The sequence below is a fragment of the Streptomyces sp. TE5632 genome (genome assembly GCF_054061295.1).
In genome coordinates this window covers 4,094,297-4,107,415 of the sequence record NZ_JBSSEA010000003.1, presented here as the reverse complement: position 1 = coordinate 4,107,415, position 13,119 = coordinate 4,094,297, and the positions used below count along the sequence as shown (strand labels likewise).

Here is a 13,119-nt window from a genome sequence, read left to right as displayed (position 1 = left end):
GCGTCAGGCTAAACATCTGATTCCCCGCCGACCGACGCGAGGGGCCACGATCACCGTGTGAGTTTGCTCACGAATCGACAGCCAAATGAGGCAAACCGGACCGGCGTGCCATCCCGCCGAAACGGACATTGACCACCTGAATGCATCATTCCGCTCCTGATCATCGCGACTGGGACACCTCCCGGGACCCCTCGAATCAACCCCATTCGCCCCCTTTGCGTGAGATCACTTTCTACACCCGGTGATCCAACCCTCACGCGGCGTCACGCAAGTCACGGCATGACCCGCGGGCCTTGTTGGGGCATCCCGCACTGTGCTGGAATTCCTCGGACCGCCGCAGTTATCGATCCGGCGCACAGGGGGCGCACAAACGCGCCATCGTGGCGGTGAGCAAGGGGGAACCCGCGCCGGTCACTCACGACCACCACGGGGGCGTATTCAGGGCGCCCCTATGACGCCGACACCGTGTCCCGCCGTTCGCGCGGAGGGGCGCCTGGTCCAGAGGTTGCGACGCTAGTGCAGGGACGTTTCAAGAGGGATGGCAGCGCTTCGGCGGAGCCGGAGCAGCACGGCGGGACTGGCCCCAGGGCCGTCGGCTCCTCGCCCCAGCACGCCCAGAACCAGGGCCCGGCCGCGAACGGTGACGGCGGCGAACGACCCGGCCGCCCCGGAGCCGCACCCGCGGGACCGGCGGGCACGCCCCCCGTTCCGCCGAAGCCCCCGAAGGGTCCCGACGGTCCGGGCTCGCGCGTGGCCCTGCGCAACTGGCGCATCTCCACCCGTCTGGTGTCACTGCTCGCGCTCCCGGTGGTCGCGGCCACCTCGCTGGGCGCCCTGCGTATCAACCAGTCGATGGACGACATCCAGCAGCTCGACAACATGAAGCTGCTGACGGACATCACCCAGGAGGCCACCGAGCTCGCCGCCGCGCTCCAGGAGGAGCGCGACCAGTCGGCCGGCCCGCTGGCGCACGGCGGCAAGGCCACCGACTTCGGAGTCAAGGGCCACCGCGAGAAGACCGACCGCGCCCGGAAGAACTTCCTCGACAGCTCCGAGGAGATCAACAACGCCAGCCGGGACGGCGACCTCAAGGGCATCCGCGACAACCTGGTCCAGCTCGCCGGCGACCTGGGCGACCTCGAGAAGATCCGCAACACGGCCTATGTGTCGGGGGACAACTCCACTCAGACCGTCGAGGGGTACCACCGTCTGATCGAGAACCTGATCGACCTCTCCCAGGACATGGCCGAGGCGACCAGCAACCCCGACATGATCCAGCGCACCCGCGCCCTGGCCTCCTTCTCCGCCGCCAAGGAGTACGCGTCGGTCCAGCGCGCGGTCCTCGCGGCGGCGCTGCCCGCCGGCAACACCACCTACGGCGACCTCGCCGAGAACGACCGGCTCTACGCCGAGTCGGCGCTGGAGAGCCAGAAGTCCGAACTGCGCAGCTTCAAGAGCATCTACGGCGAGGACAAGGCCACCGAGCTGCTGCTGCCCATCGAGGACGGCAACGCCACCATCAAGGCCACCGACAAGTACGCGGGCCGTGCCCTGGTGTCGGCCGACGGCCTGGAGTCGATGGCCAAGCGGTCCTACCGGGACTGGCTGGACGACAGCTCCACCAAGATCCAGCAGATGAAGAACGTCGAGCACACGCTGCTCGAGGAGATGGAACAGAAGGCCCGTGAGCTGCGCAGCGCCACCGAGCGCGACGCGATCATCTCCGGTGCGCTGATCCTGATCGTGCTCGGTGTGTCGCTGGTCGGCGCCTTCGTCGTGGCCCGCTCCATGATCCGCTCGCTGCGCCGGCTCGAGGACACCGCGACCAAGGTCGCCCAGGAACGCCTGCCCGAGCTGGTCAAGCAGCTCTCCGAGTCCGACCCGCAGGACGTTGACACGTCCGTGGAGTCGGTCGGCGTGCACTCCCGGGACGAGATCGGCCGAGTGGCCGCGGCCTTCGACGACGTGCACCGCGAGGCGGTCCGCCTCGCCGCCGAGCAGGCCCTGCTGCGGGGCAACGTCAACGCGATGTTCACCAACCTCTCGCGCCGCTCCCAGGGCCTGATCCAGCGCCAGCTCTCGCTGATCTCCGAACTGGAGTCCCGCGAGGCCGACCCGGACCAGCTGGCCTCGCTGTTCAAGCTGGACCACCTGGCCACGCGTATGCGCCGTAACGGTGAGAACCTGCTCGTCCTCGCGGGTGAGGAGCCCGGCCGACGGTGGACCCGCCCGGTCCCGCTGGTCGACGTGCTGCGTGCCGCCGCGTCCGAGGTGGAGCAGTACGAGCGCATCGAGCTGACCGCCGTGCCGACGACCCAGGTGGCCGGCCGGGTCGTCAACGACCTCGTGCACCTGCTCGCCGAGCTGCTGGAGAACGCGACCTCGTTCTCCTCCCCGCAGACCAAGGTCAAGGTCACCGGTCACGCGCTGCCCGACGGCCGGGTGCTGATCGAGATCCACGACACCGGTATCGGTCTGTCGCCGGAGGACCTGGCGGCGATCAACGAGCGGCTCGCCTCGCCGCCCACCGTGGACGTCTCCGTCTCCCGCCGCATGGGTCTGTTCGTGGTCGGCCGGCTGTCGCAGCGGCACGGCATCCGCATCCAGCTGCGCCCGTCCGACTCCGGTGGTACGACCGCGCTGGTCATGCTGCCCGTCGACGTCGCCCAGGGTGGCAAGAAGCCCCAGGGCAAGCCCGGTCAGCCGGGTGTCGGCGGTCCCGCCGCCGCGCAGGCCGCGGCCGGTGCGGCAGCGGCACGGCGGTCCGCCGGCGGCGGCCAGTCCGGCGCCGGTGCCCTCGGTGCCGGTGCGCCCGGCGGTGGCCGGCTCGCCGCCGGCCAGGGTCCGCGGGCCGCGCTGCCCGGGCGGGACGGCCAGGGCCGGCCGGGTGCCCCGGGCGGGGCGCGTGGCCCGCAGGGTCAGCCGGAAAGGTCTTCGGCGCCGTCGCTGTTCGAGCAGGGCGGTTCTCCCTCCGCGCAGGGCCAGGGCCGTCCGGCCCCCGCGGGCGCGGGTGCCGGCTACGGCGGTCAGGCTCCGGGCGCCCCGCAGGGGCTGCAGTCCACGGGTCAGGGCGGAGCACAGGGTCAGGGCGGGTCGCAGGGCCAGGACCTGTTCGGCGGCCGGGGTTCCGTGCCGCCGCAGCGGGGCAACGGCAACGCCGAGCGCGGCCGTCGTCCGCAGCTGCCGCCGCGTGGTGGTCCGCGCGCCGAACTGCCCGGCGGCGACCAGCAGCAGCCGCGGGTGCCCAGCTGGAGCGACGAGAACGCCCAGCCGCCGGTGCCCCGGGCTCCGCTGGACGCCCCGCGCGGCCACGAGGAGCCGGACGTCTCCCGCACGAGCCCCATGCCGCGGTTCGACGACCGCCAGGGTCCCGGCGCGACGGCCGAGATGCCCCGCTTCGACGACCGGCAGAACCCCGGCTCGCCCGCCTCCTACGGTGCTCCCGGTGCCGGCGCTCCGCAGAACCCCGGCCAGTACGCCCGGCCCGACGCGAGCAACGCCCAGTTCGTCCGCGGCGACATCTACAGCACGCCCTCGGACCAGTACAACGGACAGAACCCGTCCGACACCGGCCAGTTCGCCGCTCCGCAGGGCTACGACAACGGCCCCGCCGGCCGGTACCCGGCTCCGCAGCGGAACGGCGGCGCTCCCGCGCGGCACGCCCTCCCGGAGCGCCCGAACCTCGCGGACCCGGCCTCCACCGGCCAGTTCGAGCGTCCGCAGCCGAACGGACCGCGTGGAGGGGCGGGCCCCGACTTCGGCGCCCAGCGTCCCGCGGCTCCGCAGCAGCAGCCGGGCCACGGGCCCGCGCCGCAGCGTCCCGGCGACGGCCGCGCGCCGAGCGACGCCTGGGCACTGCCGCCGGCGTCCGGCCCCGGTGACGGGCGCACCCCCCTCTACGACACCCTGGAGACCAACTGGTTCCACGGTGCCCGGGAACAGGAGCAGGGCAACCCCCCGGCTCCGGCCCAGCGGCCGCAACAGCAGCAGCCTCAGCAGCCGTCGCAGCCGCAGCAGCAACCTCAGCAGCCGCAGGGGCCCACCGGCCCGCAGCGGGCCGTCACCTCCACCTGGCGCAGCTCGCCCAACGACGAGCTGGTCCGGCAGGCCGAACGCGTCCGGCAGCCGGCCGCGGGCGGCGTCACCACCTCCGGCCTTCCGCGCCGGGTGCCCAAGGCGAACCTCGTCCCGGGCACGGCTCAGGAGCAGACCCACCAGAGTGGTCCGCAGGTCTCACGCGCGCCCGACGACGTGCGTGGACGGCTGACCAATCTCCGTCGGGGTATCGCACAGGGTCGTCAGGCCGGCTCCACCCAGACCGGTAGCTTCCCTCGACCCACTCACCAGCAGGAGCGTTAGTTGAGCCCGATGAGCCAGGCGGCACAGAACCTCAACTGGTTGATCACCAACTTCGTGGACAACACCCCCGGGGTGTCCCACACCGTCGTCGTGTCCGCCGACGGCCTCCTTCTGGCGCTCTCCGAGGGCTTCCCGCGCGATCGCGCGGACCAGCTCGCGGCCGTGGCCTCGGGACTGACCTCCCTGACGGCCGGCGCCTCCCGCATCTTCGAAGGCGGCAGCGTCGCACAGACGGTCGTCGAGATGGAACGGGGATTCCTCTTCCTCATGTCCGTCTCGGACGGCTCGTCGCTGGCCGTCCTCGCGCACCCCGATTGCGACATCGGCCTCGTCGGCTACGAGATGGCGCTCCTGGTCGACCGTGCGGGGGCGGTCCTCACCCCGGACCTGCGCGCCGAGCTACAGGGAAGTCTGCTCCACTGACCGGCCCCGACACCACCCGTCTCACCAAATCACCGTCCGGCCGCCACAATCCCCCCACCGGCCTCGTCAGACGGCTTGACTGACCGACTTGCTGTCCCGTCCGGAGGACCCATGACCCCGCCCACCGCCTCTCATGATCCGTACGCGGAGCCGTACGAGGACGAGGGCGACCAGCCACTGGTACGTCCGTATGCGATGACCGGTGGCCGGACCAGGCCCCGCTATCAGCTGGCCATCGAGGCACTGATCAGTACGACGGCCGACCCGGCAGCGCTCATGGGGCTCCTCCCGGAGCACCAGCGCATCTGCCATCTGTGCCGTGAGGTGAAGTCGGTCGCCGAGGTGTCGGCGCTTTTGAACATGCCGCTGGGCGTGGCCCGGATCCTGGTGGCGGACCTCGCGGAGGCGGGTCTCGTCGCCGTTCACCAGCCGGGCGGCGACGAGAACACCGGCGCACCGGACGTGACACTGCTCGAAAGGGTGCTCAGTGGACTTCGCAACCTCTAGCGGCGAGGCGGTCTCCGAAAGCCGCGCCACCACCTCCGCGAAGATCGTGGTGGCGGGCGGTTTCGGCGTGGGCAAGACCACGTTCGTCGGCGCCGTCTCAGAGATCAACCCCCTGCGCACCGAGGCCGTCATGACGTCCGCTTCGGCGGGCATCGACGACCTGACCCACACCGGGGGCAAGACCACCACCACGGTGGCCATGGACTTCGGCCGTATCACCCTGGACCAGGACCTGATCCTGTACCTCTTCGGTACACCCGGCCAGGACCGCTTCTGGTTCATGTGGGACGACCTGGTCCGCGGCGCCATCGGCGCGGTCGTGCTGGTGGACACCCGCCGGCTGGCCGACTGCTTCCCCGCGGTCGACTACTTCGAGAACAGCGGTCTGCCGTTCGTGGTCGCCCTCAACGGCTTCGACGGACAGCAGCCGTACCAGCCGGAGGAAGTACGCGAAGCGCTGCAGATCGGACCCGACACTCCGATCATCACCACCGACGCCCGGCACCGCTCGGACGCCAAGAGCGCGCTGATCACCCTGGTCGAGCACGCGCTGATGGCGCGTCTCCGGTAGTCAATGCCATAGCTGCATACGGCAGTTGCCGTAGATGTGCCGGCGCCGGCTGTGTCCTTGGACACGGCCGGCCCCGGCGTTCATAACGTTTCGGCAGAGGAATCGAGCCATGCCGACACTCGACGCGTTCGGGCAGTTCCCCTATGCGCACGAAGGCCCCGCCTTTTGGCGGGGCTTGCTCCGTTTGACCGTTTTATCTTCGACTTACATCACGCCGGAACCCCTCCGTCCGCTGTTTGGAAGAGCACTGGTCGGCATGCTGGAATGCCTGAACTGCCCATTGGTCAAAGACGCACTCAGTAGTCGTTGGCATGCCGGGCTCTGAGACACTGCGGCACAACGTTGGTGCCGACCGCCGAGAGGTTGTTGGTCGAGTGAGGCGAAGCACGAGCAGTCCCGAGCCATCGGCCCGGGGCAACTTCACCCCGCCGCCGCGCGCAGCGGCGCCCACCCCCGTGCACGACGCGGAACCGACGGCCCCGCCCGCTCCGAACGGCGGTCGCTTCTCCCCGCGCAACTGGCGGGTGGCGACCAGACTGAACGCGATCCTGCTCGTACCCGTGCTGGTCGGTCTGGTCATGGGCGGCTTCCAGGTGAAGGGCTCGATCGACACCTGGCAGGAGGCCGAGGACGCGGAGAACACCGCGCGTCTGGTGCAGGCCTCCCTCACCTACGCCAACGCCCTCTATCTGGAACGGGACCTCACCGCGGCCCCGCTGCTGCAGGGCAAGGGCGAGGACGACCCGGTCGTCGTCAAGGCCCGTGCCACCACGGACGAGGCGGCCGACGCGTTCGCCGAGGCCGCGCAGAACATGCCGTCCAAGCCGGGCCTGCAGCGTCGGCTGGAGGTGCTGCGCGAGGCCGAGCCCAAGCTCACGGCGCTGCGCGCCGCCGCGTACACCTCCAAGCTCAAGGGCGTGGAGACCGAAGAGGGCTACGTCGAGGTGGCCAACCCTCTGATGCAGTTCGCCAACGAACTCGGTCTGGGCACCGGCAACATCACCAGCTACGGTCGTACGGTCTACGCGATCTCGCTGACCAAGGCGGCGGTGTCGCTGCAGCGGTCCATCGGTACGCACCTGCTGGTGAAGCCCGGTCCCACCGACAGCCAGCTCGCCAGCCAGCGCGTCGCGCTCTCCTCCTACGCCTACCTCGAGGGCATCGCCGTCCAGGAGTACATCGGCGGTGGCACCGGGGCCGACGCGGCCAAGCTGGACCAGCTCGAGCAGGAGATCAAGGCCGACGGGGCGGAGCAGGCCAAGGAGGCGGCGGCCCAGGATCCGGACTACGTCCCGCCGCCCTCCGACCCGCGCACGATGGTCTCCGAGGTCGCACGCCTCAACTCCACCGACCCGGCCGCCCGCGCCGAGATAGCCGGCCGCGGCATCACCGCCGAGAACTGGTGGGCGGTCAACACCCTCAAGTTCGACGGCTACCGCCAGATCGAGTCGGACCTCGCCGACACCGCGGTGGACGAGGCGGCCACCATCGCCGGCGACGCGCAGCGCGACGCCTTCGTCACCGGCAGCGTCGTCGTGGTCGCCCTGCTCGCCGCGTTCATCCTGGCCGGCATGGTGGCCCGCCAGATGAGCCGCTCCATGCGCAAGCTGCGCCACGCCGCCTTCGGTATCGCCGAGCAGCGGCTGCCGATGCTGGTCGACCAGCTCTCCCGCACCGACCCCGGCCGGGTCGACACCCGGGTCGCCCCGATCCCGATCACCTCCACGGACGAGATCGGCGAGGTCGCCCGCGCCTTCGACCAGGTCCACCGTGAGGCCGTCCGGCTCGCCTCCGAGCAGGCACTGCTGCGGGGCAACATCAACGCGATCTTCACCAACCTCTCGCGCCGCAACCAGTCGCTGATCGAAGGTCAGCTGACCCTGCTCACCGGCCTGGAGAACAACGAGGCCGACCCGGACCAGCTGGAGAACCTCTTCAAGCTGGACCACCTGGCCACCCGTATGCGCCGCAACGGCGAGAACCTCCTCGTCCTCGCAGGCGAGGAGCCCGGCCGCCGCTGGGACCAGCCGGTGCCGCTGGTCGACGTGATCCGCGCCGCCTCCTCCGAGGTGGAGCAGTACGAGCGTGTCGAGCTGTCCGGTGTCCCCGAGGCCGAGATCCACGGCCGTGCGGTGACCGACCTCGTGCACCTGCTGGCCGAGCTCCTTGAGAACGCCACCACGTTCTCCTCCCCGCAGACCAAGGTCCGTGTCACCGCGACCCGTCTCCCCGACGGCCGCGTGATGATCGAGATCCACGACAAGGGCATCGGCCTGACCGCCGAGGACTTCGCGGACATCAACCACAAGCTGGCCAACCCGCCGACCGTGGACGCCGCGATCTCGCAGCGCATGGGCCTGTTCGTGGTCGGCCGGCTGTCCGACCGGCACGGCATCCGCGTCCAGCTGCGCCCCTCGGGCGAGCAGGCCGGTACGACCTCGCTGGTCATGCTGCCGGACGCGATCACCCACGGCGGTGGTGGCGAGGCGCAGGCCGGTCCCGACGAGTTCACCGTCTCCCAGATCATCCCGGAGCAGAACTACCCGGGCGAGGACTTCAGCCAGCAGCAGCCGATGCGCACCGCGGCGGAACTCGGCTTCGACGACAGCCGCTACGAGGTCCCGGACGACATCCGCGGCCTGAACCCGATCGGCCGTTCCCGGATGCGCGAGGAGCGGCGGGCGGCCCTGGACCCGCAGAGCCCGCAGCCCGCGCTGTCCGGACCCGAGCAGCCCGGCACCGGCGAGTTCGCCGCCCCCCAGGGCTACGACAACGGCCAGGGTTACGACGGCGGTCCGGCCGGTTACCCGGATCAGCCGCAGCCCGCCGGATACGACCAGCAGACGTACGGCGAGGGACAGCAGTCCGCGTACGAGGGACAGCAGCAGCCGGCGTACGACGAGTCGTACTACCAGCCGAACGGCCGTCTGCCGCAGGACGACGGCTTCTCGTCGAACGGCGGCTACCCGGACCCCTCCTACGCCCAGCCGGCCCAGGACGACTGGCCGCAGCAGGACGGTTACCAGAACGGCTACCCGGCGCAGTACCCCGCGATCGCGCCGGAGCCGGAGCCCGCCCCGGCCGCTGACGCGGGCGCGCAGGACAGCGTAGGCTTCGACCGTCCGGGACCGCCCCCCTCCGCCCCCCACGAGCTCACCGACGCCGGACTTCCGCGCCGCGGGTCCACCGCGAGCAGCACCGGCGGAGCACGGCGGGCGAACCAGGAGCCGACGGTCCCGGCACCGGCTTCCGCTGCGGCACCGGCTCCGGCTCCGCAGGGCGACGGCGACAACTGGCGTTCGGCGAACGACGAGCGCTGGCAGCAGGCGTCCTCGCTGCGGAAGCCCAAGGCGGGCGGGGTGACCTCATCCGGTCTGCCGCGGCGGGTACCCAAGGCCAACCTGGTCGAAGGCGCTGCCGAGACCACCCCCCAGGGAGGCCCCCAGGTCTCCCGCGCCCCGGAAGACATCCGGGGCAGGCTGAGCAACCTGCGGCGCGGCGTCCAACAAGGCCGCAACGCAGGCAGTGAAACGAACGGCCAGGCCACTGGGAATCACCGCAGTGGTCCTGACAGCACCTACAACCAGGAGCGTTAGTGTGAGCCCGATGAGCCAGGCGGCACAGAACCTGAACTGGTTGATCACCAACTTCGTGGACAACACCCCGGGGGTGTCCCACACGGTGGTGGTCTCCGCCGACGGCCTCCTTCTGGCGATGTCCGAAGGATTCCCCCGCGACCGCGCGGACCAGCTCGCGGCCGTGGCCTCCGGGCTGACGTCGCTGACGGCAGGCGCCTCCCGGATCTTCGAGGGTGGCAGCGTGAACCAGACGGTTGTGGAGATGGAACGGGGATTCCTGTTCATCATGTCCATCTCCGACGGTTCCTCCCTCGCGGTTCTCGCACATCCCGATGCGGACATCGGTCTCATCGGGTACGAGATGGCCCTTCTGGTCGACCGAGCCGGTACGGTCCTGACTCCGGACCTTCGTGCGGAACTTCAAGGGAGCCTGCTCAACTAACGAACGGACGGTGCGGTTTGGCGTCCCGTGGCCGTAAGGTTTCGGGACGCGGCTACCACGTGATGGGTGCCAGGCACAGTCGGAGGAGGAGAAAGTGGTAACACCACCGGACGGATCGTCTTCGGGCAACTGGTCGTACGACCCTGCGCAGGGTCACAACGACGGTTCCCAGAACCGGTACGGCTACCCCTCCCCACCGGACCACCGGCAGCCGTACGCGTCGCAGGGCCCCGGCCCTTCGCCGTACGACCAGCCGCACGCGCCGCGCGTCCAGCCCGTGCAGCCGCAGCGCCGTACCCCCGAGCCGACGCCCGCCGGGGCGTCGAACAATCCCCTGGTGCGCCCGTACGCGATGACGGGCGGCCGCACCAGGCCGCGGTACCAGCTCGCCATCGAGGCGCTGGTGCACACCACCGCGCAGCCGCACCAGATGCAGGGTCAGTTGCCCGAGCATCAGCGGATCTGCCACCTCTGCCGGGAGATCAAGTCGGTGGCCGAGATCTCGGCCCTGCTGACCATCCCTCTCGGTGTGGCCAGGATTCTCGTCGCCGACTTGGCGGAGGCAGGACTGGTCGCCATCCATCAGCCCGGCGGCGACGAGAGCGCCGGCGGCCAGCCAGACGTGACACTGCTCGAAAGGGTGCTCAGTGGACTTCGCAAGCTCTAGCGGCGGTCCTTCCCGCTCCACCACTTCCGCGAAGATCGTGGTGGCGGGCGGTTTCGGCGTGGGCAAGACCACGTTCGTCGGCGCTGTCTCGGAGATCAATCCCCTGCGCACCGAGGCCGTCATGACGTCTGCTTCGGCGGGCATCGACGACCTGACTCATACCGGGGACAAGACCACCACCACGGTGGCCATGGACTTCGGCCGTATCACCCTGGACCAGGACCTGATCCTGTACCTCTTCGGTACACCCGGCCAGGACCGCTTCTGGTTCATGTGGGACGACCTGGTCCGCGGCGCCATCGGCGCGATCGTTCTCGTCGACACGCGGAGGCTCGCCGACTGCTTCCCCGCGGTCGACTACTTCGAGAACAGCGGTCTGCCGTTCGTCATCGCGCTGAACGGCTTCGACGGCAACCAGCCGTACAACCCGGACGAGGTGCGGGAGGCGCTGCAGATCGGACCCGACGCCCCGATCATCACCACCGACGCCCGGCACCGCTCGGACGCCAAGAGCGCGCTGATCACTTTGGTCGAGCACGCGCTGATGGCACGGCTGCGGTAGCGCTCCGCGCCGGGTTGCGCACTGCCCCCTGCGGCCACTGGGCTGCCGGGGGCTGTTGTGTGCCGTGTCCCCCCGCACGGCCGGCGACTGCCCCGGTGGTACCACGCGAAGAGGCCCCTCCTTGACGGAGGGGCCTCTTCGCGTGTGAGGTCAGCGCCAGCTGTGCGGAGCTCGGAAACCCGGCTCGCGTTCGAGGCGGCGCCAGCCGGCCTTGGCGCGGCCGCGGTGGGCCCGGGTGTCGGAGGTGGGGCGGGTGGCCGCGCGGGCCAGGAGGATCGCCGTGATGGCGGCGACTTCCTCGGGCTCTGCGTGGCCCTTCTCGACACGGATGTCAGGTGTGCTCATGGCTGTCAGTCTCCCTGGGAGAGAGGTCCGCGGGGTTGCCGCGATGGGTCCGCCGGGTTACTGCGGCGGGTTGCCGTGCTTACGGGAGGGCAGGTCGGCGTGCTTGTTCTGGAGCATCGCCAGGGACCGGATCAGCACCTCGCGGGTCTCGGCGGGGTCGATGACGTCGTCGACCAGACCGCGCTCGGCCGCGTAGTAGGGGTGCATCAGCTCGGACTTGTACTCCTTGACCATGCGCGCCCGCATGGCGTCCGGGTCCTCGGCGTCGGCGATCTGGCGGCGGAAGATGACGTTGGCCGCGCCCTCCGCGCCCATCACGGCGATCTCGTTGGTGGGCCAGGCGTAGGTGAGGTCGGCGCCGATGGACTGGCTGTCCATGACGATGTACGCGCCGCCGTACGCCTTGCGCAGGATCAGTGAGATGCGCGGCACGGTGGCGTTGCAGTACGCGTACAGCAGCTTCGCGCCGTGGCGGATGATGCCGCCGTGCTCCTGGTCGACGCCCGGGAGGAAGCCGGGGACGTCCAGGAAGGTGAGGATCGGGATGTTGAAGGCGTCACACATCTGCACGAAGCGGGCGGCCTTCTCGGACGCCTCGATGTCGAGCACGCCCGCCAGCGCCTGGGGCTGGTTGGCGACGATGCCGACGACCTGGCCGTCCATCCGGGCCAGCGCGCAGATGATGTTGCGCGCCCAGCGCTCGTGGACCTCGAGGTACTCGCCGTCGTCGACGATCTCCTCGATGACCTTGGCCATGTCGTACGGGCGGTTTCCGTCGGCCGGGACCAGGTCCAGCAGGGTCTCGCCGCGGCGCTCCGCGGGGTCGGTGCTCTCGGCCCGCGGGGGGTTCTCGCGGTTGTTCTGCGGGAGCAGCGAGAGGAGGTAGCGCACCTCGGCGATGCACGTCTCCTCGTCGTCGTAGGCGAAGTGGCAGACACCGCTGGTCTCGGCGTGCACGTCCGCGCCGCCCAGGCCGTTCTGGGTGATCTCCTCACCGGTGACGGCCTTGACCACGTCCGGGCCGGTGATGAACATCTGTGAGGTCTCGCGGACCATGAACACGAAGTCCGTCAGGGCGGGGCTGTAGGCCGCGCCGCCCGCGCACGGGCCGAGCATCACGCTGATCTGCGGGATGACACCGGACGCCTTGGTGTTGCGCTGGAAGATGCCTCCGTAGCCGGCGAGCGCCGAGACGCCCTCCTGGATACGGGCGCCCGCGCCGTCGTTGAGGGAGACCAGCGGCGCGCCCGCCGCGATGGCCATGTCCATGATCTTGTGGATCTTGGTGGCGTGGGCCTCGCCCAGCGCACCGCCGAAGATCCGGAAGTCATGGGCGTAGACGAAGACCGTACGGTCCTCCACCGTGCCCCAGCCGGTGATCACACCGTCGGAGTACGGCTTCTTGGTCTCCAGGCCGAAACCGGTCGCGCGGTGCCGGCGCAGCTGCTCGACCTCGCGGAAGGAGCCCGGGTCAAGCAGCAGTTCGATGCGCTCCCGCGCGGTCAGCTTGCCCTTGGCGTGCTGCGCCTTGGTCGCCTTCTCGCTCGGGCCGGCCAGCGCCTGCGCGCGAATCTCGTGCAGTTCGGCCACGCGTCCGCGCGCGTCGGTCGGCTCACCCGGCGCCTCATCCAAAACGGTCATGTAGTGACCTTACGAAGCTCACCC

At 70.3% G+C, this 13,119-nt stretch carries 10 protein-coding genes; 8 read left to right on the top strand and 2 right to left on the bottom strand.

All coding sequences use genetic code 11. From position 1 onward, the window contains the following. Window positions 1–516: 516 nt before the first annotated feature. The 8 genes from ACVW19_RS24035 (at window position 517) to ACVW19_RS24000 (ending at window position 11,109) form a co-directional block, all read left to right on the top strand. Complete coding sequence (locus ACVW19_RS24035; RefSeq protein WP_457461646.1) at window positions 517–4,359, top strand: nitrate- and nitrite sensing domain-containing protein; 3,843 nt, start codon at window positions 517–519, stop codon at window positions 4,357–4,359. 9 nt (window positions 4,360–4,368) lie between these two features. Further along, window positions 4,369–4,782 carry a roadblock/LC7 domain-containing protein gene (locus ACVW19_RS24030; RefSeq protein ID WP_103544386.1) on the top strand — a complete coding sequence of 138 codons (414 nt, stop codon included), beginning with the start codon at window positions 4,369–4,371 and terminating at the stop codon, window positions 4,780–4,782. Window positions 4,783–4,893: 111 nt separating this feature from the next. Continuing rightward, entirely contained in the window at window positions 4,894–5,289 is a 396-nt protein-coding gene (locus ACVW19_RS24025; protein WP_109381170.1) for a DUF742 domain-containing protein, read from the top strand. Next, window positions 5,270–5,860 (top strand): GTP-binding protein, encoded by a 591-nt coding sequence (locus ACVW19_RS24020; RefSeq protein ID WP_457461644.1) that lies wholly within the window; start codon window positions 5,270–5,272, stop codon window positions 5,858–5,860. The genes ACVW19_RS24025 and ACVW19_RS24020 overlap by 20 nt, the downstream gene beginning before the upstream one ends. A gap of 374 nt (window positions 5,861–6,234) precedes the next feature. Beyond that, window positions 6,235–9,456: a nitrate- and nitrite sensing domain-containing protein gene (locus tag ACVW19_RS24015; protein ID WP_457461642.1), complete on the top strand. Its 3,222-nt coding sequence runs from the start codon at window positions 6,235–6,237 to the stop codon at window positions 9,454–9,456. Between the two features lie 10 nt (window positions 9,457–9,466). Continuing rightward, window positions 9,467–9,880: a roadblock/LC7 domain-containing protein gene (locus tag ACVW19_RS24010; RefSeq protein WP_055493648.1), complete on the top strand. Its 414-nt coding sequence runs from the start codon at window positions 9,467–9,469 to the stop codon at window positions 9,878–9,880. A 94-nt stretch (window positions 9,881–9,974) separates the two neighbouring features. Further along, window positions 9,975–10,547, top strand: a complete 573-nt coding sequence (locus ACVW19_RS24005; protein WP_457461640.1) for a DUF742 domain-containing protein — start codon at window positions 9,975–9,977, stop codon at window positions 10,545–10,547. Continuing rightward, on the top strand, window positions 10,528–11,109 hold the full coding sequence (locus ACVW19_RS24000; protein ID WP_109381174.1) for a GTP-binding protein: 582 nt from the start codon (window positions 10,528–10,530) through the stop codon (window positions 11,107–11,109). Before ACVW19_RS24005 ends, ACVW19_RS24000 begins: the two co-directional genes overlap by 20 nt. A 150-nt stretch (window positions 11,110–11,259) precedes the next feature. Here the strand turns inward: ACVW19_RS24000 and ACVW19_RS23995 are convergent, their stop codons facing one another. Beyond that, on the bottom strand, window positions 11,260–11,454 hold the full coding sequence (locus ACVW19_RS23995) for an acyl-CoA carboxylase subunit epsilon (RefSeq protein ID WP_457461638.1): 195 nt from the start codon (window positions 11,452–11,454) through the stop codon (window positions 11,260–11,262). A 57-nt stretch (window positions 11,455–11,511) separates the two neighbouring features. Beyond that, on the bottom strand, window positions 11,512–13,095 hold the full coding sequence (locus ACVW19_RS23990) for an acyl-CoA carboxylase subunit beta (RefSeq protein WP_457461636.1): 1,584 nt from the start codon (window positions 13,093–13,095) through the stop codon (window positions 11,512–11,514). Window positions 13,096–13,119: the final 24 nt, after the last annotated feature.

Bases quoted from the DNA above. Each gene is read 5' to 3' on its own strand.
- ACVW19_RS24030 (WP_103544386.1), top strand. From the start codon at position 4,369: ATGAGCCAGGCGGCACAGAACCTCAACTGGTTGATCACCAACTTCGTG.
- ACVW19_RS24025 (WP_109381170.1), top strand. From the start codon at position 4,894: ATGACCCCGCCCACCGCCTCTCATGATCCGTACGCGGAGCCGTACGAG.
- ACVW19_RS24010 (WP_055493648.1), top strand. From the start codon at position 9,467: ATGAGCCAGGCGGCACAGAACCTGAACTGGTTGATCACCAACTTCGTG.
- ACVW19_RS23995 (WP_457461638.1), bottom strand. From the start codon at position 11,454: ATGAGCACACCTGACATCCGTGTCGAGAAGGGCCACGCAGAGCCCGAG.
- ACVW19_RS23990 (WP_457461636.1), bottom strand. From the start codon at position 13,095: ATGACCGTTTTGGATGAGGCGCCGGGTGAGCCGACCGACGCGCGCGGA.